Source organism: Colwellia sp. MT41 (genome assembly GCF_001444365.1).
GTDB classification, from domain to species: domain Bacteria; phylum Pseudomonadota; class Gammaproteobacteria; order Enterobacterales; family Alteromonadaceae; genus Colwellia; species Colwellia marinimaniae.
In genome coordinates, this window is the sequence record NZ_CP013145.1 from 3,876,145 (window position 1) to 3,896,723 (window position 20,579).

The following is a 20,579-nucleotide window of genomic DNA, read 5'->3' on the forward strand; positions in this document are numbered from 1 at the left end:
GGGCTGGTAACAGACAATGTCTCTTTTTTTTCGTATATCTTAATTATAATAACCCCTTTGATAGCATTGGCTGTGGCGAATGTGAATCTTTGTCGTTGGGGTAATAGATATTAACATTCACACATTTCATCTCGACTCGTTTTCATTACCAGTATTTTATAACTATAGATTTTAACTTACTGTCCTCTCTATCATTTCACACACCATGAAATTTTCAGCCTCACTGTGCTGAAATCAAAAGCTAATAGTTAAAAACAACGTAACCAGCTGCATTTATTGATAAATAAGTTGTTTTTACTTATTGCCTATTTATTCATATTCAATTTAGCTCTATATATGTTCCATTTTATTCTAAGCCTGAATCTCGTATCTAAACCCTCACTCAATCGCCTGAATCCTCCCCTTAAAAAACTTTTTCATTAGGTTCAAATGGGCATAAAACCTCTAAAACATAGCTTTCACAGTTTTGCCCCTATTTGAACTAGTCATCACGTTGCCATCGCCGGAACGCTCCTAAAGAAAGCCTGTACGCCGTCGTCACACAAAAACAATAAGACAACCAAATACAAGTAAAAACAAGTACTTACAAGCAAATACAGTCATTGCCATTACTTTGAAAACGTATATTATCTTGCTCCAACTCAACGGATACACAAAACAAAAGCGAGGTTAATAATGCTGAAAACTATCCATCTAACAAAAGCGAATGTCGATGCACTCCCATTTGCTACAGGTAACTCATACGACGAGTATGTTTCTGCCGAAGACAAACGGCACAGAGTTTTAGTTGGCAAAAAAACGAAAAAATTTGCTGTACGAATAAATGTTAATAACAAACGTTATTGCAAAACTATTGATCATTTCCCCGATATGTCTATCACTGCTGTTAAACAGAAGGCGGCACAATATATCGCTGAAGTCTCAAGTGACAGTTACATAAAGAAAAGAAAAATCACGGTGAATACTTATTTTCACCAAGAGTTTTCACCAATGAGTAAGTTAACAAATAAAGACCATTACAACGTACGTAGTCGTTATAAACGAGTAGATGAATCTTTCGGTTCGATGGAGCTTTCAAAGGTTACTAAACCTCTTGTTGAAGACTTTTTACATCAGCTTACTGTTGATGGTTTAAAGCCAGCAACAGTAAATAGATATAGAGCTTTAATAAGTCGTATGTTTAGTTATGCCATAGAGCTTGGTTACGTTGAACATCACCCATGCCGTAACATCAAGAAGTTACTTGAAAATAATATTCTCACACGCATCTTATCGTTGCTTGAGATTCAAGCATTATTAACTGCTCTTGAGAATGAACCTAATCAGGTTCTTGCTGAATCCATCGGGTTGACGTTATTCACTGGCATGCGTATAGGTGAAGTTATTTCATTGCATACTGGTATGTTATCTGGTGATTTCTCAACAATAGTATTGCCTGATACGAAGTCTGGTCGTCCTCATACGGTTTATCTGAATGAGCGTGCTAAAAGTATCATTAAACGCCGTGTTGCTGTTGTTGGCTCAGGTTACTTATTCCCATCAACATCTAAAGGTGTTGCCCATATATCTCGACCAAAGAGTGCTTTTAATCGTCTCAAGCAGTCTATGGCTGATCAAGGTGCTTTAGAGGGTCACTTTACACTGCATGACTTGCGCAGAACTTACTGTTCTTACCTATTAACCGCTAGTAACGATATCCGACTGGTTCAGCAATGTATGGGACATTCATCTGTTTCGGTTACTGAGCGCTACAGTCATCACCAAACCCCTCGTATTGCCAAAGCTTCAATCATGGCCGAGCAAGCTCTGCTGGGTATGGAGTTAACTAATGACTAGCTCTGTCCTTACAATCGACGAATTTGCCAAGCTATATAGCCTGAACGTAGCAACTGTACGCAGCAATATCACCCGAAACCCTGATGCACTGCCGCGCTTCATGCGCATAGGCAGAGCTATTCGCTTCCGGAAATCTGACATTCAACAATGGGAGGAGCATCAAATGGCTAAATAAATCATCACTAAACGTTCGATACATATCGCAGGCTTGAGCTGTTTTCAGTCTATACCTTTAATTATATTTTTTAACTTAACAAAAACAGGACATTATTATGTTTTTATCTTCTGGAAGTAGCATTATTAATGCTTCGTCAATCACCACTATTATCAAGTCTTTATCTGCTGCTGATAACTCACCAGTCATCGTTGGCTTAACCCGTGAAGGCAAGATGTTAGCCATGTCTAATAGTGATAATTTTAAAGTGCTTGACGAAGCTTTTAGCAAAAAGGTTATTCCTAAACTGAGTAAAGCGAGTACTTTATCTGTCGGTGATGCTTACATCGATACTCATCTTATTAAGGAAATTTTTATTAGTCCTAAGACTGGTGACTTACTCATTATCAGCTCTACTGAAAACCTTCTATATCGCATATGGTCTGAGGACTACTCAAAGTTGGATGCCTTGAAAGATCGTCTTTGTGAGGTATTGGTGGCATACGATGGCAAGAAGCCTCTCCCTAAAATTAACATCGATGATTATAAGTAGCATCATTCCACGCATTACTTATGCTTTTCCCACAAATAAATATATTAAAGCAGTCTTCATGGCTGCTTTTTTTATAGAGGTATTATTATGTTTAATGAAGACGAAGGTTACCCGTCTATAACAAGTGAAACTCAACTTAGTTATGAAGAACCCAGTAGCGTAGCTGTTCCTATCCCTTTTGATGAAAACAAGTTGAATACTTATGGTTCATCAGCTCAAAATAAAAGCCAGCGAGAAAAGAAAGTCCCAATTCAAATGCGACCTGTCTTAGGTTTTGATACTGAATACCATAGATCGTCCGACAATACTTATAACGTGATACTGAGTTATCAATCATACTTGTTCAACCCAGTAAATGGTCGTTCATGTAAGGCTGTCTTCTATCCTAGTAAACGAAGTAAGGATGGTCGTATTGGTATAAAAAAGTTTATTACTCTTGTTATAGAGGATGCGCTTAAACAAGGTGTATTGACTGATATCCCTCGTGATATCTTCGGTTGTGCTCATTTTTTGCGTGCTGACTTTTCTTCCTTTAAGAATGCATTTTCAGATATGAAAGATTCCATTAAAGGTTTAAGAAATTCAGTAGCAAGTCTTGGTGAAACTTATGGTGTTGATATTGATGCTATAGATGCTAAGAAGGTGTCTAACTTATCGACGACATACTGGGACAAAAATCGTAATTCACACCCTATCCAGTTAGCTTTTTATGACACTATGTTTTTTGCTCCCGCTGGTAAGACGTTGAAAGATGTAGGTGAGTTCGTCGGTCGCGAAAAACTTGAAATTCCTGAGCCATATAGTATTGATAAGATGGACGTATTTCTAAAGGAGGAAAAGGTTTTATTTGAAGAGTATGGTATTCGAGATGCTGAAATTTCAGCACTGCATTTATTAAGAACTTTACAACTTTGTGCTTCTCTTGGTTTGAAAGGTCTTCCTTATACTATCGGTGGTATTGCCGTTAAAGTTTTCATGGCTAAGTTAGGAACTAAGGCTCGATATTTGGAATTATTTGCTCTTGAAGAGTATAAGGTTGAACGTTGGTCTAAAACTAAGAATACGCCTGTTACCTCAACTAAAAACTTGTTAAAGGCATCAGCTTCCTTTGATGAGCATCTTGCAAGCAAGTGTTATCACGGTGGTCGTAACGAGGCTTTTTTTACTGGCCCTACACCTGTGCTTCCTTGGTTCGATGTTGACTTAAAAAGTTGTTATTCTATTGCTGTTTCAAACCTTCGGCCTCTCGATCACGAAAATCGATTCCACACAAAAGATATTAATGACTTTAGCGGTGATGTATTTGGTTTAGCATGGGTTGAATTTGAGTTTCCAACAAGCGTTCAATATCCCACCCTTCCAGTACGTACTGACAGTGACATGCTTGTCTTTACGCAAAAAGGTTTTTCATACTGTACCGCTCAGGAGATTGATGTATCACGTCGTTTAGGCGTCAAGATTGTCATCAAAGAGGGTTTAATCATCCCTTGGTTAAATGATGACTATTTCTGTGTACCGTTCATGCATTCAATGCGTGCTGAGCGAAATAAAGCCGAAAAGGGTAGCTTTGAAGATCGTATGTTTAAGGAGTTGTCTAACACTTTATACGGTAAAATTGCACAGGGCGTAAAGTCAAAAACCAGCTTTGAAATTTCTTCTGGTTTAAGTAAGCCTGTTTCCCCCTCAGTCGTTACCAATCCTTACTTTGCTGCATATATTACTGGACTTGCTAGAGCCGTGATAGGCGACATGATAAATGCTATTCCCACTCCCTACTCAGTTTTATCTGTTACTACTGATGGTTTTATTACTGATGCCCCCCTAACAGAGATACCGATTGACTCACCTGTCTGTAATTTATTTCGAGAGTCATATCACCGCATGGATGATACAGGTGGTGATATATTAGAAGAAAAACATCGTGTTAATCAGCTTTTAGTACTTAAAACACGTGGCCAACTCACATTAAAACCTTGTGATGGTCACCCTTCAATTATTGCTAAAGCAGGCGTTAAAACACCAAATAATTGTAAAGATCAAAATGCTTATATGGTGGACCTATATTTAAACCGAACCCCTCAAACAAAGACAGATGCTAGTCATTTAACTGCTACCCGACCTCAGTTTATAGGTCAACAAGATTTGATGATGGTACCTAAGATGTGTCGCTTAAATCTTGAGCCTGATTTAAAGCGTAAGCTTTTACCTCCAATCGAAGTCGAGGTTAACGGTGTGAAGCACGTTGCCATGGGTAGTGTGCCTTATGAGGATCTTCAAACTTTAGAGCAAGACCGTCTTTTTTTCACTAGATGGCGTGCCAACAATAATATGAAAACACTGGCTGATTATGCTTCTTGGGATGAATTTGTGAAGCTTCGACGAACCAAGAATCTTAAAGGGGTGAATCTTAAAGTTGATGAAACTGCTGATGCGTTCCTAGTACGCCTCTTTCTACGGGTTATTGCGCAGGAACAGTTTGGTGTCACGCTTGGTTATGGTGTTAAGCCTAACGCGATCAGTTCAGCTAAAAAGGCCAAGGTAATAACGGGTGCTGTTCCGCTTACCGCTAACGTTATCAAGGTATTAAAACTCATATTAATTATATTTCCTGACTTTGACTATCAGGCAATGATTGCCCCCGAGTATCACTTGGAGCTCAAACAATTAATGTCGTCAATATAACTTCGTTTACCACAAAAACTACAGTCCCTGTTTTATATGGGCTGTAGTTAATGTGTAACTTGGTCGTTGGGGTATAAGTATTAACAATTACCACATCGTCAATATACCTCTAATCACTTAATTTTCAGATTCATTATCAAGGAGTCATTATGACTTATAAATACAAAAAATTTAAAAAGAAAGCCTACGTAGTTTTCATTGGTCATCAAACTGGCATATTCAAAACGTATGCAGAAGTCCAACCGTTAGTAGATGGTTTTCCTGATGCTAAACATCAAGGCTTTAGAACTATGGAGGAGGCAGTACAAGCCTTCGCAGATTACCGTTAAGACCACTTAATATAACGATGGGCTTGATATGGTTCATTCCTATTAGCTCATCGTCATACATTCATTTTTCCTAAGCATTAGCTTAACTGTGGTTGTTTTTATACAGTCATTAAGAATCATAAAGGTATTAAATTATGCTAATAACACCTATTTACCATGTCGTTGTAAACGGTCATATTCCCGGTATATACACCTCATATCAAGAAGCCCTAGAACAAGTTAAAGATTATGATGATGGTAAACTTCGTAATTACCCTACAATGAAACAGGCTCGTGTTGCTTGGAGTGATTATAAGTCTATTGCTAGAGAAAAGAGCATAGCCTTTCCAGTTCCCAAAAAGCTCCTTTTGAGTCACTCTATTAATATGGGGTTAAAGGCTACAGTGGTGCTTACAAGTGTTTCAAATCCTGATAGTAACTCGTTTACTATTCACCGAAAAGAGCGTCGTCTATATAAAAACTTAGACTATCCGTTTACCCGAACCGAAGTAGAAGGATCCATTAATTTAAGATCTTTTTACCAAATGTTATTGATAGCCAAGGAAACTATTCATTTTGATGAAAGTAAAAAAGTAACTATATTTTGTAGCGGGAGTTTTATAACATTATTCTCTAAATTTGCACCTAGCTGGAAGCTTAATAATTGGTTAACCTACTTAGGTGATGTGCCCGAAAATATTGAGCAGGTTAAACTTATCCATCCTTTATATAAGCAGTTAGCATCTCAAGTCTCTTTCCGTAGTGTTAAAACTTAAGCTTCTAATCATTACCTTTTAAATGTGTTTTATATAATAGTAAAAACGCAATAAACCCATTAATCAAACAATGATTAATGGGTTTAGTCTATCGGTATTACACCGAACAAATCATGTCGACAAGCTTATCGTCATAAATTGTATTCGTTTCGAGCAGGGTGTTATTTTTGCTGAGACTGCAGCGTAAACCATCTGAAAGCGGCGGAAAGCAGTCTTGCGACTTATCCAAAAATTTGCCTTAATGATTACAAAAAATAAAAATAATTTCTCCCATATATGGTTGTTATGAGAGAACTCAACTAATCGTGTCTTTTCTAATATTATTGATTGCTCAAGCATTTAATAGCGTCAATTTTTTTATCAACTTGAACTGGACCTTTCAAATTATCATGCTTGGAAAAATATGGTGTCACCCAGATAATAAAACTGTAGTTGAAAGTTGATGCCGGAGGGGGGAATATTTTTAGGTCTGGTTATCTGGCCGATTAATGTTTGTTGATGCTGAGTTTTTATTGGATGATTAACCAATTGCTCGTTTGCTTAAACTGATGCTTTAATTAAGAGATATTTGTTTAAGGCTGGGCACTGTAGTTTGCCCCCTTGATTGGTTCCGTGTTGAGCCATAGTAGTAGAAATGAGGGTTATAATGGTTAAGCTGTTAGCTGAGCCTGCGAAGGTGGCAACTTAACCATTATCACTTTTATATCTAGTAGTGAGTTATAGAGTTCTAGCCAACTCAATGTCTATCTACAAACATAAACTTGCAATTGATTAAAATAGTTATGATATATTTGTATTTTTCTAGTTAATATGGATAGTTAATAACTATGAGTGAGCAAGTAGACATAATCACAGATCCTTTATTGTACGGTAGTAAAGGTCAGGGATGGCATCCAAAATTTGTTGAATACATGGTTTTTATGGCAACAAATGAAATATACGCAAATATGCCGGATGCTATAAAAAGTGATGGGAAAATTCAATGGGAAGCACCTTCGAATAGGTCTGGTGGCTTGTATCAGTATACCCATCAGCATAGGTTAGAATGGTGGCAAGAAAAAGCAAAATCTGAGGGTATTGATGTGAATCAGAACCAATGGATAAGTAAAACCGCAAAACTCATTCATCCCACTTCAGAAAAACCATGTAAACGTTGTGGAAAGTTTATGTTTATAAAATATATGTACCCATCTCATATACTTTTAAAACGAATAAATAAGCTATTTCCAGATGAAATAAAGGTTAAAATTTTTGACACTATTTTAAATGTAGTTAGTGATCTATATGAAACCAACGGAGATACAGTATTAAGAAACTTGCCTTCTTTATTAAAGGCAAAAAACATCTCGATACCAGAACTCGGTGATAATTTGGATGATTGGTTAGCTTGGATTGAGGAGTCGTATATTCCTGCAGAGCCATCAACTTTAAGTCCTGGAGCGATGTCAAATGCGCCAGACAGGTTCGAAGGTTTTCATTCTTTCAATAAATGCTGTAGAGGACAGGCAGATAAAGGAAGAAGTGATAAGAATTTGAGAAGTTACACGACAGATCGCCGTGTTTTTGAATACTGGGCTGATGGTGATTGGATAGCTGCAGATCGTTTAATGGGGCAAGTTTCCTCTAATATGAGAGACGAACCATGCGCTGATGGAGGCGAAGGTCCTCCATCTCCAGATCATATAGGCCCTATATCTCTCGGATTCTGTCATCGTCCTGAATTCCATTTATTAAGTAAAGCGGCAAATTCAGCTAAAAATAATAGAATGAGTAAATGGGATATATTACATTTAAAAGAAGCTGAAAAGAAAGGTATTACAATTTGCTCTTGGTATGCGGAGCCTATATGGAATATTTTAAAAGATAAAGTTAAAAATGATGAACATGCTCGTAGATTATCTAAAATAATGAGGGATAATCAGCGAAATGCAATGTACCTTTTAAGTCAAATGAAGACCAGAGGTGAATATGCATTTCTTTCTTATCTATTAGAATTAGAGCGTGCAAATTTTAATGTCGAATTTAACAGTCTTAAAGCTGTTAATTACCTCACCGTATATAATGAGTTACAGCATTCAGAACGGGTGGTTAAATATTCGGAAGAACAAAAATCTCGTAGATTAAGGATTGGATTTGAAGCACTAGATTCATACTCATCGAAAGAAAATAGGCATACTTTCCTTGTCGCGTCTGAACAAATCGAATTTAAATTAGTCGAATGTATTGATTACCTTAATGCATTAGGCAAAGAGCATGTGCTATTGAATGAGTCGGTTAAAACAGCGATAGATACAGGTTTTGATATACAGCTAAGGGAAGTTGTAAATAAAGTGCCCAATTTACCTTTCAAACCATATGAACATGTCAAAGCTCTATTAGTCGAAGGGATGAATGCTGTAGCAACTGATTTAGCTAATATGTGGGATGATGATCGATACGTAAGAGGGTAATGAATAGATTCCGAATATAGCAAATAGCCTATGTTTCTATTATTTATATTCGGAATATTATCATAAAAAGTTAGTTACATATGCAGAGGGGGTAATTTCACCTCTCATTAGCTTTTGATAAAGTGTAACTGCGCTCGTTTTGTACTCCAATGAAGAGCCATCTTGATTATGAGATATTGCCGGTAAATCTGATAATGCTTCTTCTACTGATATTGCAGGCAGGACATTAGGATTATTTAATTTTCCATTTTTTAATTGTGTCAAATGGGGAGGAGCATCGAGAGACTCACCATGTTTAGAAAAACCTATTAAGAAAACTCTTTTTCTACGCTGTGGAATAGCATAGTTTTCACTGTTTAAGACCCACCCTTGCAGAGAAGGAACAACAGAATTAAAGGCTGATTTAACTTCCTCAAATACGGCTCCCTTTTGCATACTTAAAAGACCAGCAACATTTTCAAATAGAAAACCATCCGGTTGTACTTTTTCAATGAATTTTTTGTAATCTTGAAATAAATGATTTCTATCATCTTCCATTGAACGTGCATTTCCAGCGGTTGAAAAACCTTGGCATGGAGGTCCACCTAAAATCCAGAAAGGCTTGTCTGAGTTTTCTTTCTTTATTTTTATTGCTTCATTTACTAGTAAGTCAAATATTTTAGGATCGCTTAAACTGCCAGATATTGTATTGGGGTGTATATGCCTAGCAAACGTCTCTAGGTATTTAGGTTCAATATCACTGGCTAGTTTAGACTCCCATCCTGCCCACTTAAACCCTAGACCAAGACCACCTGCCCCAGAAAACAGATCAATGTAACAGCCCTTTGAACCCAACTTCTTAGTGAGGGTTTCAGCTATTTGAAATGACAACAAAGGGGGGACTGCATTACCTATTTGAGTGTTGATCGCTCCCATAGAGCCAGAAAAATCGAAAGAATCAGGGAAAGACTGTAAACGAGCGGCTTCTCGTTGTGAAAGCACACGGTTTTGTTCATAGTGAATATGACAACCATTCCCAGGACGATTGAAATATGTATTCATTGTATAGGAAGGCATGTTCTTTAAAAGTCGTCCATAATATGTTGAACGACTTCCTTTTCCTTGAGCATAGCTCTCCCTTATTTGTTCAATACGTTTAGAAGGTATACTTAAAGGGATGTTTTTCCAATTTCCGCCCGGAGGTACTGAATGAACAATAGCCATATCAATATCGCTTAACTTTGAACACTTATGATTTGGTATAATTATTTCGTCTATATTCTTCATAATATCTAAAGGATCCTCATACACTAAGTGAAAGTTGAGTTGTATTTATTTCATCGAAAGCTCTTATGTAAGCTACTTTTTCTTCTGCTGTAACTTTGCTAAAACTTTCTATTATTAGCAAGTATTCAGCTCTCGACAAGTTATATAGTTTGCAAGCAACATATGATTCAATCACAGGTACTTGTGTATCGTCGTTTTGAATAACTTGGTCTACTAACTCAGAAAGAAAAGAATATGCTAATAACTTATCTATTGGAGGTAAACCGATTTTTCTTATAGCTGATAGCGAAACATGCCCAGTAGACAAAAAATTTCTCAGTTGAAATTCAAAACAAAACGAATTAAATATTGCTAATAGAACTTTAAGTAACTTTTCATCCCCATTTTTAAAATAAGCGACTCCTAATGAATTACCTGAAATACTATTTGCTGGAATTAATGTGGCCATAACCCTTCGTTTTTGGCTTGGTCTTGATATATCTCTCCATGCAATTCGTAAAAACTTTGATGAGGAAGGTGGTACCCATCCAACTTTAGAATAATTTAAGTTAGGCTCCTCCTTTAAAGCATACCTATCAATCATTCGCCCTTTATAGAATGGTAAACTCATATTAGCGCTATCTTCAGAAAGGAAGTTACCAATACGGGTTTCGTCTACTTCTCGACCTGCCCATAATTGATTATCAATTGATGCTTCATAATCTCCCCAAGCCATAGAATTACTAATGAGCTTATAAAAAATTTCAATAGTTTTAATTCCATGGGATATAGGGATAATATAACTATTTTCTTTTAAGAATTTTCTATCTATTTCTACAGTTTGTTTTTCTATTACTTTAAGATTTTTATCATATCTTGTTATTGATGGGTTAATTTTTTGACTAGCTATATTTCTATAAACAATAGTGACTGAAGTTACGTCAGCTTTACCAAATAATTTTGCTTCTGCAGGGTAATAATTTATATTTAGGATATTAAAATCTAGAAGTATTTTTTTTCTTAATGTAACAGATTGTGAGTCCGCAATAATAGATGAAGGCATAACAATACCAATTAAACCCTTCAATTTGACTAAACCATTACATACATCCATGCCCACTCTAGATAAATTTGTCCCCCAACCTGCAAACTTTTTTAATGGCTGGGAAGACGGAAAATGTAACTCCATGAATCCATCTAATTTTTTTAGTTCTAATTTATAAGATTCTTTCGCATGTTCAGGTAAATTCTTAATTTCACGTATATCGGGCTTAATGTTTTCCCATGGAGGATTAGTGATGACAACATCGAATTTACAATCATGAGTTATAGATTTTTTGAAAGAATCACCATGAAATACTGTGTAGTCAATACTATAACCATTCGATTTCAACCGTTCCATTTCCCTAGAAGCAAACTCAAGTCCGCTTAAGTTTACGTCCCATAGCTCTACTTTCCACTTTTGAGTTATCTGAAATAACTGAATAAACTTAATAAGTAGCCTTCCATCTCCACAAAATGGATCAATAATAGATAATGTTTCATTACTCAAAACATCAATACTGGCTTTTAATTGTAGGCATAAGTTTTGACACACATTTTCATGGGTGTAATAGCAACCACTAGCCTTTGTAAAAAAGTCATCTGATAACAGCTTACTGTATTTTTCAATATCTTTTAGGTGATTCATATTTGCTCAACAGACAAAATAACTGCAACAAGGTTACTGTGATTATATACAGTAATTTGTATGTATGATAATAATTTTTTATTTTTGTCATTATTACAAATAATGGATTATATATTAACTAATGTTTGAAGTGTTAATGTAGTTTTAGGGGGGGGGTAAAATATCCTTATGCGGATCCTGTGCGTACTGAAGACTAACAGGATCCAACTCAATCTAAATACCTCAGCAGCACGTTGCAACTAGATCCAACTCAATGCATTTACAGTATGCCCTACCAACTTCAGGTCACAGGATTGTGATTCCGGTTGTCGAGGGTTCAAGTCCCTTTAGCCACCCCATTCTTTCTTCCTTGTTAAAAATTTATACTCTAAAGAATCACCAGTGATGCCATTATTCATTTACCGTGGATTCAACTCCTTTTAGCCACCCTATTCTTTTTATTCAGTAAAAATCTAAAGCTAGAAACAATCACCAGTGATGCCATTATTCATTTACCGTGGATTCAACTCCTTTTAGCCACCCTATTCTTTCTTCCTTGTAAAAAATTTATACTCTAAAGAATCACCAGTGATACCATTATTCATTTACCGTGGATTCAACTCCCTTTAGCCACCCTATTCTTTCTTCCCTAGTAAATATCCATAAACCCAGTAACAGCCCTGCTTACAATCAATTTAGCTTTTATTTTCTTGAATTTTATAATCAATAAATCCGTGCTGCATAAACTGCCCCTGTGCATATCCTGTACCCAGGTAAATCTATAACGATCCTATTACTGTCAATTACTACAAAGAAGCTGTGTATTCCATTAGCATTGGCTTAGGCTGATTAAATTCTGCTGATTTGAATTGTTATTGTCTGACTACGGTACTTTTTTCTGGATTTTAGGACTATAAATTTTATTCACAAAAGTGAAGATAGCGCTTTTTCTCTTACTAATGACAATTATCCTGACTAAGAATTCAATATAGCACCTGAAAATATGACATTAAGGCTTCAGAAGCTCAAACCAACCTAAAACTGTAAATATCCAACTAAAATTACAGGTTAATTACAGTTAACCTGTAATGACATGGTTATTTTCCTGCGTATACTAACTCTCAATCTATTTAGGAGTTTTTATGAAAGAGTATACAAAAGAAGATAGTGTTAAAATCATCAACCATATAATTTCAGCTTACAAAGCAAAGGGATGGAATCAAAGCAAAATATCTCAATATTACGATCTAGAACCATCAAGAGTATCTGAAGCCAAAAATGGAAATTATAAAATTGATAATGAGATACTTGCAAAGATGGAAGCAGACTTCGGTTTCCCTAGTAGAAGTTCTGGCTGGTACACATCAGCTTCATACTATTCAACAACAGAGGATTTTATTAAGTCATACTCAGATATCGTAATTAAACAATATGGAATTAAATTATATAAAGCACTTAAGCATAAAAGCACTCAAGAGAGCTTCTCTTCAAAATTCGAAATCATATGTGATAATTTGAAGTTACAACGTAATAAAAAACAAACCTTTATTTTGGAAGTATTAACTAAATTTATTAACTCTAAAGAGGGGGCTGAGTTACACACTCAATCAATAAATTCAAATGTTATGCAATTAAAACAGTTGTGTGATGCACTGACAGAGTTCGGTATAACGCCTAACTCAAAAGGAATAGCAAATAAGTCTGAACATATTGTTTATAGATTATTATCTTTACGTTACGACTTATTGCCAGAAGTGGAGTTTGGTTTCTTAAATGAGACAGAACTATTGAGTGTTAGTAAATCACTTACTAGCGAGTTTGTAATAAGTGGCACTGAAATATTCAGTGAGATATTTCAGCCAAATAGCAGAAGTACATTTGAACAAGTGGATAGATTAATAAAATATTATCATAGAAATCCGTTAACTTTATCTCAGTCTGATTTCACTGCTTCAAGTTGCATTGAATTTAAAGTGTTTTTATCTAAAACTCTAAAATATACTTTAGTAATTTCATTTTGCAATAGCAATAACATTGCAAACTTTGATGTGGAGAATGATCATCGTGTACTTATTGAAAATATTGACATGACAAGCTTAGTCTCAGAGTTTCAACTCATTCAAGAACACCTTAATTTACCAACAGTTTCAGATGTAAGCTTGAAGCAGAAAATAGCCCTATCGGGGGGGTATATACCTGGAGCGCGTGTAATTGACTAGTTAGATCAATACACCTAATAATTAGCCACTTTTGTGATATTACAGGCCCTTAACCGAAACTAAATCGCTCATAAGCATATATTAAATTCTTAGATTAACCTCTAAGGAATTAATTATGCTCAAACGATTTAAATTCACTGACAAGGTCATCAAGGCCTTACCTAACAACCCATCAAACTCAGCTTCAACCGATGTAGAATACTGCGATACCCAAGTTATTGGTCTTAAATGTTTAGTAGGCAAGACAGGTAATAAGCGTTTCTTATTTCGCTATACCTTTAATGGTCGTAAACAGAGTATTGGCCTAGGTAGCATCACCGATATTAATGTTTCTACAGCCCGTAAAATTTCTCAAAAATATCGTGTTAGCTTGAGCGAAGGTATTAACCCTAAAGCTGAACGAGATAGCCAACAGCGATTAACTCTCAATGAATTCTTCAATCAGCATTACTTACCATCAATACGAAAGCGTAAGAAAAGCTGGGAAGATGATAAACAAAGTTTAATTTGAGTAATGCACGTATCATGCGCATAATATAAACATACAATGATTGGAGTGTTAATGATGAATATTACTTTAGGTAAAGAATTCGAGCGAAGAATTACTGAGAAGGTATCTGATGGCTTATATACTTCAGCAAGTGAAGTAATCCGCGATGGATTAAGAATGTTATTTGAGAAAGACGTTGCTAAAAACAAGCAACTTGAAATATTGCGTGAAGAAGTAGCGAAAGGTTTTAAACAGCTAGCGGCTGGTGAATCATCAAAGCACAGCGTAATGGATATATTCGAACAAGCCTCCCTCTCTGTAGATGGAAAGTCTACCAGCAAGACCACCAATGTCGAACTATAGGTTATCTCCTTTAGCTGAAGAAGATTTATTCAAAATAATTTCAACAACAATTGAATCTTGGGGAAGCACCCAGGCAAAGGTCTATGCTCAAACCATAGATGCAGCATTATTGAAACTTGCTCAATATCCTGATTTCGGTAGAGAAAGAAATGATATTTATAATGGTGCTAGAAGCTTTCCTGTAGAAAAACATATTGCCTACTATTAAGTAAAGAGATCAAGTCAGTGATAACGGTATTGATGTTGCTCGTATTCTTCATCAACGCATGGATCTCTCAAAACATTTCTAATCGTATTTTGGTAAAATTATAATCATGCCTGAAAGTCATATTAATAAACTTGCCAAAATAGATGCCCGTCTTCAATTATTAAATGAAGAGCGGCTTGCTTTGCTTAATGATCGCCAAGCGTTAATAACGCAACATGAAGCTGAATTAGCCCAAAACTTCAATCTACACGCCTCTCCTGAAGCTAAAATTGACCTTTTTCTTTCATATTTTAAAGGCCGTAACGATGTTTACCCATTTAGATGGGAATCGAAAAATGGTAGAAGTGGTTATTCACCTGCTTGCTGGAATGAATGGAAGCCAAAAATTTGCAACAAACCTAAAATCAGTTGTACTCAATGTAAAAACCAGAACTTTAAAATACCTGACCATCAAGCTGTCTACGAACATTTAAAAGGGTTAAAAACCATGGGTATCTACCCTCTCTTAAGTGATAATTCAACGTATTTACTTGCAGCAGATTTTGATAAAGAGGACTGGTTTGAGGCTACATCTGCATTTGCAACGACTTGCGAATCATTAAATATTCCCTATCTATTAGAACGTTCAAGAAGTGGGAATGGTGGTCATATATGGATCTTCTTCTCGGAAGCGGTAGCTGCTAGTGATGCTCGGCGATTAGGCAATGGTTTACTTCGTAAAACAATGGAACTCTATCCATTACTATCATTTGATTGCTTCGATAGGCTATTTCCCAATCAAGATATTATGCCAGAGGGTGGTTTTGGTAATCTCATTGCATTACCACTACAGTTAGAGCCAAGAAAAAATAACAATAGTGTTTTCATTAACAATGAAGGCATTCCTTATAATGATCAGTGGTCAATATTGGCAGCTACTCGAAAGGTAACTAAATCTCAACTTCAATCAACTCTGAAACAGTTAAACACTTATATTGAAAGAGCACCAGATGACATTGAAAAGAATGAGCCATGGAAGAAATTTAACGATGATAACAGCATTAAGATCAATGATTGTCCTTCGATGATCACATTAACGCTAGCTAATCAGTTATATGTTCCAATCGCTAATTTACCAGGAAAACTGACTTCTAAGTTAAAGCATTGTGCAGTGTTTTCTAATCCTGAGTTTTACAAACGTCAAGCCTTACGTTTATCAACGATTGGTACAAGTCGATATATTTGTTCCGCACATATAGAAAATGGTTATTTAATCTTACCTAGAGGTTGCTTAGCCGAAGTTACTCGTATCATCTCAGACCAAGCAATAGAGATTGAATACAGCGACAAACGATTTTCTGGTATAAAATTAGAAAAAATAAAGTTCACGGGTAAACTTAAAAGCCAACAGAAAAAAGCTGTTGATGCTTTATTTGCACAATCAATTGGGGTTTTTGTTGCATCGACAGGCTTTGGTAAAACGGTTACAGGATTAGCTCTTATCGCAAAAAGGAAAGTGAATACATTAATATTGGTTCATAACCGCCAATTAGCTGAGCAATGGCTTGAACGGATAAAAGTATTCTTAACTAATGTGGAAGTTGGCTCATTATTAGGTGGCAAAGATAATCTAACCTATGAAGTTGATGTCGCTACTTATCAGAGTTTAGTTAGCCGCAATGGAATTGACATTAAACCTGCCATTGAAAAATATGGTCAGATATTAATAGATGAATGTCACCATTTGCCAGCATCAAACTACGAGTGTTTGATAAAGTCAGTGCATGCTAAATATATTCACGGATTTACGGCAACACCTAAACGCCAAGATGGTTTAGAAAAATTAATGCACTTCCAAATAGGCTCTGTTGTTTATAAAGCAGCAACTACTACCAGTAATTTTGAACAACATGTGAAGGTAGTTAAGACTAATACTAGTTTTCCTCCAGAATGGTTAATTCCAGAAACTAAACCACACATATCCCAAGTTTATAAACACTTAGTTTGTGATCAAGCAAGAAATGAACTGATCGTTAACAGCATTAAGCAGTCCGTAAACAATGACAGATCAGTGATGGTGCTTACTGAAAGAAAAGAGCATATTGAATTACTTGCTAAATTGATGGCTGATAAAGGGATAAAGGTTGTTGAACTACATGGTGGTATTTCAACAAAGCAAAGGCAAGAGCGAATAGCTTTATTATCTAACAAGCCAGAAGGAGATGATGCTGTGGTTATTTTGGCTACAGGAAAATACGTTGGTGAAGGTTTTGATTTACCTCATTTAGATACTCTATTTATAACGCTACCGATAGCTTGGAAGGGGATTTTAGCGCAATATGTTGGACGAATTCAACGTGAATGGAGTACCAAAACTGTTATTCAAGTTTACGATTTCATTGATGATTTTCCGACATTAAAACGTATGTGGAAGAAACGAGAAAAAGGTTATAAAGCGCTAGGGTATAAATTAAATGAACAGAAAAGTTTAAATTTTGATAATAAATAAACAAAATTTATCTCTGGTACTATTCTGTGAGTTTGCAAAACTAATAAACTACACCTAAATACAAAGTAAGACATGAGCAACACACGTAATATCTAGCTTGATACAGGTCAAACTAAGTAAATCTTATACCGACAACTGGATTGTGATTCCGGTTGTCGTGGATTGAAGTCCCTTTAGCCACCCCATTCTTTCTTCCTTGTTAAAAATTTATACTCTAAAGAATCACCAGTGATGCCATTATTCATTTACCGTGGATTCAACTCCCTTTAACCACCCCATTCTTTTTATTCAGTAAAAATTTATACTCTAAAGAATCACCAGTGATGCCATTATTCATTTACCGTGGATTCAACTCCTTTTAGCCACCCTATTCTTTCTAATATAAGTCCGTTGAAATCAAAATATCTGGGTAATTACCCACTATAATTAGCACTTGCTGATAATCAGATTTAAGGGCTGTTATTACCACAATATAGTCTTTTACTCCTGATTCAGAGCACGTTACCAACGTTCTACTGGCCTGCTAATACTCTTCTACAATGTTTTTTTTCAGCATAGAATTATTCTTATTCTCTGTGTGTGAGGGTTTAGGGTCTTTCTTTTCTAATGGTCCTTTTGGGCCTATCCAGGTATTCGATAGTATTCTATCGTCGTGCTGCATTCGCCAAGACAGTAACATTTGAGCATATTTTGTCACCACGGTAATATAAGCAGGATCATCGGCACAATTAACCAATTCATCCGGATCTTTCTCAAGGTCAAATAACAGCGGCGGTAACGCCGTAAAGTGAACATATTTAAACTTCTTATCGCGTATCACATTTAACGTACATTGATCTATTCTCAGACCCAAGTTTTTTTGCACATTTCGACCTTCCGTGTCACGAAAATCATATCCCCAATGGACTTCTTTTTTGATGACATTGGGTTTCTGCCCCTTGCAAAAAGAAAGTAGCGACCAGCCGTCACATTGCGAAGGCGTCTCCAGCCCTATCCAATCTAAAATAGTTGGGAACACATCTATCGATTCGGTAAAATCCTCAATCTTCTGTCCTGCTTTAGCATCACTGTCGGGATCACGAATAATCAGCGGGATGTGAAAGGACTGATCAAAATAACCAGACTTACCAAACAACCAATGATCGCCTAACTGCTCCCCATGGTCAGTGGTAAAAACAATCAGAGTATTGTCATACTGATTATTTTCCTTGAGAAAATGGATTAGACGGCCTATCTGGTGATCGACTTCAGACACTAAGCCATAGTAGGTAGCGCGGATTTGATCCACCTCGGCACCATCCAGGGTGACATTGGTTGTGGCATCGTGGCCATACCAGAGCTGCTGTGTCTGATTATTAATATAATGCGATAGCCAGGGATGTTGTTGGCCTTCGATCTCAGCCGTTTGGGCTTTTACCGTCGGAGGAATATCCTGAAGATTATACATATCGTGATAAGGTTCGGGGGCGACGAACGGAGGATGTGGGCGTAGATAGGACAAATGAATAAACCAGGACTTATCCTGTTTGATGGACAGATATTTGAGCACTTCATCGGTCAGAAATGCGGTGATACTGTCCTCGGCCTTATAGCGGGACGGAGCGAAAGATGGCCCCCGATTTTTGGCATCGGCAAAGTTTTTAACCGGTTGATGGACTTCCCAGGGGCCCAGCGGGGTTTCATAGCCTTTTCCCTTAAGATAGATAAGCCAGGGGATCGCCTCGCTATTGAGTAACACCGCTGGCGTCATCCCCGGTAAAACGCCCTCATAGCGCCTTAAATCAGGATCCCCAGGCGCACGGGTTCGAGGGTCAGGACTCATGTCGGTATAACCAAACAGCAGTGGATCGTAGCCAGCTTTTCGGGCTTCTAAAGCGATATTGGTATGCCTGGCATCTAAGGGGGTTCCGTTTTGAACAATCCGGTGATTCTGTAAATACATACCAGTATAAAGACTGGCTCTTGCGGGGCCACACGGTGCCGCTTGAGCGTAGTGATTCTTAAAGAGCACACCATCTTCTGCAAGCTTGTCTAAATTTGGTGTTTTGATGCAGGGATGATCCATCGAGGACAAACAATCGGCTCGCCATTGATCTGCGGTGATAAACAGTATATTTTTCATATTTTTCCCCACGCTGTCATTTATACTCATATTAGCTGATAAGACAAATAGTTTGTACTTATAAATTAAGGGGTCAGAGCGTTTGAAATAGACGTTTTGGCATTAGTTTCGTAGCTAGAAAATAATTTCAGGTTAGAATTCCAATGGCAGAAATGAGCTTGAAGCGGACGTTAGAAATAACGGTGGTGTAACTTCCGCTTTGCGCACCAAATCGTGCGCCTATCAATGCGCCAGTCGTTGCCCCTTTCAAAGCGCTATCTGAAATATTGTTACTCATTTAATTATTTTCCTTAGGTTTTTGTAGTTCATACTGACAGCCGAATATTTAATTCGACTGTCAGTAACGGGTAAGTTTAGTTAGCCGCAATGGCATAGACATTAAAGCGTATGTGGAAGAAACGAGAAAAAGCTTATCAAGCGCTAGGATATAAATTTAATGAACATAAAAGTTTAAATATTGATAATAAATAAACAAAATTTATCTCTGGTACTATTCTGTGAGTTTGCAAAGCTAATAACTTCTGCTTAAATCCAAGATATGACAGGAACAATACAAATAATATCTAGCTTGAAACACGTTAATCCAAGTAAATCCTATACCGACAACCTGATTGTCATTCCGGTTGTCGTGGATTCAGCGCCCTTTAGCCAACCATCTTATTCCCTCGAAAAACCTACTCTATAACCTGTTCCTGTATGCAAGAAAAGTAAATAAAAACCATTAAAAACTGGCAATGATTTAGTGCTCCTTCTAGCAATAATCTGAGTATGTACTTGAGCATTATGGCCCCGATAAGATAAGCATAAGCATAAGCATAAGTTATATTTTTCAACGAATACATTTAATCTCAACATTTATGATTAGGTATATACTATGAAGAAACCTAGATAATGATGATAAATTAGCAACTTCTATCATATCAATATAGGCGATAGCAGGTTGTTTATACTACTAAAGGGGGTGCAATATTTCCCTAGGCTATTGATTAATATTTATGTTGTTTTTTATAATCAAA

General features: G+C 36.5%; 16 protein-coding genes. 12 read left to right on the forward strand and 4 right to left on the reverse strand.

Annotated elements, in window-relative coordinates:
* Positions 1 to 675: 675 nt before the first annotated feature.
* The 7 genes from CMT41_RS16415 to CMT41_RS16445 all read left to right on the forward strand — a co-directional run bounded on the left by CMT41_RS16415 (position 676) and on the right by CMT41_RS16445 (position 8,759).
* Positions 676 to 1,836, forward strand: coding sequence for a tyrosine-type recombinase/integrase (locus tag CMT41_RS16415; RefSeq protein WP_058027858.1), 1,161 nt, complete (start codon positions 676 to 678; stop codon positions 1,834 to 1,836).
* Positions 1,829 to 2,011 (forward strand): helix-turn-helix domain-containing protein, encoded by a 183-nt coding sequence (locus CMT41_RS19945; RefSeq protein ID WP_058027859.1) that lies wholly within the window; start codon positions 1,829 to 1,831, stop codon positions 2,009 to 2,011. The genes CMT41_RS16415 and CMT41_RS19945 overlap by 8 nt, the downstream gene beginning before the upstream one ends.
* Positions 2,012 to 2,108: 97 nt before the next feature.
* On the forward strand, positions 2,109 to 2,543 hold the full coding sequence (locus CMT41_RS16425) for a hypothetical protein (RefSeq protein WP_058027860.1): 435 nt from the start codon (positions 2,109 to 2,111) through the stop codon (positions 2,541 to 2,543).
* Positions 2,544 to 2,630: 87 nt separating this feature from the next.
* Positions 2,631 to 5,225 (forward strand): DNA polymerase, encoded by a 2,595-nt coding sequence (locus tag CMT41_RS16430; RefSeq protein ID WP_058027861.1) that lies wholly within the window; start codon positions 2,631 to 2,633, stop codon positions 5,223 to 5,225.
* Between the two features lie 149 nt (positions 5,226 to 5,374).
* The gene (locus tag CMT41_RS16435) at positions 5,375 to 5,554 is read left to right on the forward strand and encodes an RNase H1/viroplasmin domain-containing protein (protein ID WP_058027862.1); all 180 of its coding nucleotides are present in this window, start codon (positions 5,375 to 5,377) and stop codon (positions 5,552 to 5,554) included.
* A 134-nt stretch (positions 5,555 to 5,688) separates the two neighbouring features.
* Entirely contained in the window at positions 5,689 to 6,309 is a 621-nt protein-coding gene (locus CMT41_RS16440; protein ID WP_058027863.1) for an RNase H1/viroplasmin domain-containing protein, read from the forward strand.
* A gap of 827 nt (positions 6,310 to 7,136) precedes the next feature.
* Positions 7,137 to 8,759: an Alw26I/Eco31I/Esp3I family type II restriction endonuclease gene (locus CMT41_RS16445; protein WP_058027864.1), complete on the forward strand. Its 1,623-nt coding sequence runs from the start codon at positions 7,137 to 7,139 to the stop codon at positions 8,757 to 8,759.
* Positions 8,760 to 8,819: 60 nt separating this feature from the next.
* Here CMT41_RS16445 and dcm read toward each other — a convergent pair whose 3' ends face one another.
* A complete protein-coding gene (gene dcm, locus CMT41_RS16450; RefSeq protein WP_083494313.1) occupies positions 8,820 to 10,025 on the reverse strand; it encodes a DNA (cytosine-5-)-methyltransferase in 1,206 nt (401 codons plus the stop codon).
* A 16-nt stretch (positions 10,026 to 10,041) separates the two neighbouring features.
* On the reverse strand, positions 10,042 to 11,694 hold the full coding sequence (locus CMT41_RS16455) for an Alw26I/Eco31I/Esp3I family type II restriction adenine-specific DNA-methyltransferase (RefSeq protein WP_058027865.1): 1,653 nt from the start codon (positions 11,692 to 11,694) through the stop codon (positions 10,042 to 10,044).
* Positions 11,695 to 12,815: 1,121 nt separating this feature from the next.
* On the opposite strand from CMT41_RS16455, the gene CMT41_RS16460 reads away from it, so the two are divergent.
* From CMT41_RS16460 to CMT41_RS16480, 5 genes are all read left to right on the forward strand, one after another.
* Positions 12,816 to 13,892, forward strand: a complete 1,077-nt coding sequence (locus CMT41_RS16460) for a hypothetical protein (protein ID WP_058027866.1) — start codon at positions 12,816 to 12,818, stop codon at positions 13,890 to 13,892.
* A 115-nt stretch (positions 13,893 to 14,007) separates the two neighbouring features.
* Positions 14,008 to 14,403, forward strand: coding sequence for an Arm DNA-binding domain-containing protein (locus CMT41_RS16465; RefSeq protein WP_058027867.1), 396 nt, complete (start codon positions 14,008 to 14,010; stop codon positions 14,401 to 14,403).
* A 51-nt stretch (positions 14,404 to 14,454) separates the two neighbouring features.
* Positions 14,455 to 14,745 (forward strand): type II toxin-antitoxin system ParD family antitoxin, encoded by a 291-nt coding sequence (locus CMT41_RS16470; protein ID WP_232299980.1) that lies wholly within the window; start codon positions 14,455 to 14,457, stop codon positions 14,743 to 14,745.
* The gene (locus CMT41_RS16475) at positions 14,732 to 14,953 is read left to right on the forward strand and encodes a type II toxin-antitoxin system RelE/ParE family toxin (RefSeq protein WP_058027868.1); all 222 of its coding nucleotides are present in this window, start codon (positions 14,732 to 14,734) and stop codon (positions 14,951 to 14,953) included. The genes CMT41_RS16470 and CMT41_RS16475 overlap by 14 nt, the downstream gene beginning before the upstream one ends.
* 106 nt (positions 14,954 to 15,059) lie before the next feature.
* Positions 15,060 to 17,441: a TOTE conflict system archaeo-eukaryotic primase domain-containing protein gene (locus CMT41_RS16480; RefSeq protein ID WP_058027869.1), complete on the forward strand. Its 2,382-nt coding sequence runs from the start codon at positions 15,060 to 15,062 to the stop codon at positions 17,439 to 17,441.
* Between the two features lie 523 nt (positions 17,442 to 17,964).
* On the opposite strand, the gene CMT41_RS16485 is transcribed toward CMT41_RS16480, so the two are convergent.
* Together CMT41_RS16485 and CMT41_RS19255 are read right to left on the reverse strand one after the other, a co-directional pair.
* The gene (locus CMT41_RS16485; RefSeq protein ID WP_082606600.1) at positions 17,965 to 19,563 is read right to left on the reverse strand and encodes an alkaline phosphatase family protein; all 1,599 of its coding nucleotides are present in this window, start codon (positions 19,561 to 19,563) and stop codon (positions 17,965 to 17,967) included.
* 127 nt (positions 19,564 to 19,690) lie between these two features.
* Positions 19,691 to 19,840: a hypothetical protein gene (locus tag CMT41_RS19255; protein ID WP_157466390.1), complete on the reverse strand. Its 150-nt coding sequence runs from the start codon at positions 19,838 to 19,840 to the stop codon at positions 19,691 to 19,693.
* Positions 19,841 to 20,579 lie beyond the last annotated feature (739 nt).

Bases quoted from the DNA above. Each gene is read 5' to 3' on its own strand.
- CMT41_RS16415 (WP_058027858.1), top strand. From the start codon at position 676: ATGCTGAAAACTATCCATCTAACAAAAGCGAATGTCGATGCACTCCCA.
- CMT41_RS19945 (WP_058027859.1), top strand. From the start codon at position 1,829: ATGACTAGCTCTGTCCTTACAATCGACGAATTTGCCAAGCTATATAGC.
- CMT41_RS16425 (WP_058027860.1), top strand. From the start codon at position 2,109: ATGTTTTTATCTTCTGGAAGTAGCATTATTAATGCTTCGTCAATCACC.
- CMT41_RS16430 (WP_058027861.1), top strand. From the start codon at position 2,631: ATGTTTAATGAAGACGAAGGTTACCCGTCTATAACAAGTGAAACTCAA.
- CMT41_RS16435 (WP_058027862.1), top strand. From the start codon at position 5,375: ATGACTTATAAATACAAAAAATTTAAAAAGAAAGCCTACGTAGTTTTC.
- CMT41_RS16440 (WP_058027863.1), top strand. From the start codon at position 5,689: ATGCTAATAACACCTATTTACCATGTCGTTGTAAACGGTCATATTCCC.
- CMT41_RS16445 (WP_058027864.1), top strand. From the start codon at position 7,137: ATGAGTGAGCAAGTAGACATAATCACAGATCCTTTATTGTACGGTAGT.
- dcm (WP_083494313.1), bottom strand. From the start codon at position 10,025: ATGAAGAATATAGACGAAATAATTATACCAAATCATAAGTGTTCAAAG.
- CMT41_RS16455 (WP_058027865.1), bottom strand. From the start codon at position 11,694: ATGAATCACCTAAAAGATATTGAAAAATACAGTAAGCTGTTATCAGAT.
- CMT41_RS16460 (WP_058027866.1), top strand. From the start codon at position 12,816: ATGAAAGAGTATACAAAAGAAGATAGTGTTAAAATCATCAACCATATA.
- CMT41_RS16465 (WP_058027867.1), top strand. From the start codon at position 14,008: ATGCTCAAACGATTTAAATTCACTGACAAGGTCATCAAGGCCTTACCT.
- CMT41_RS16470 (WP_232299980.1), top strand. From the start codon at position 14,455: ATGATGAATATTACTTTAGGTAAAGAATTCGAGCGAAGAATTACTGAG.
- CMT41_RS16475 (WP_058027868.1), top strand. From the start codon at position 14,732: ATGTCGAACTATAGGTTATCTCCTTTAGCTGAAGAAGATTTATTCAAA.
- CMT41_RS16480 (WP_058027869.1), top strand. From the start codon at position 15,060: ATGCCTGAAAGTCATATTAATAAACTTGCCAAAATAGATGCCCGTCTT.
- CMT41_RS16485 (WP_082606600.1), bottom strand. From the start codon at position 19,563: ATGAAAAATATACTGTTTATCACCGCAGATCAATGGCGAGCCGATTGT.
- CMT41_RS19255 (WP_157466390.1), bottom strand. From the start codon at position 19,840: ATGAGTAACAATATTTCAGATAGCGCTTTGAAAGGGGCAACGACTGGC.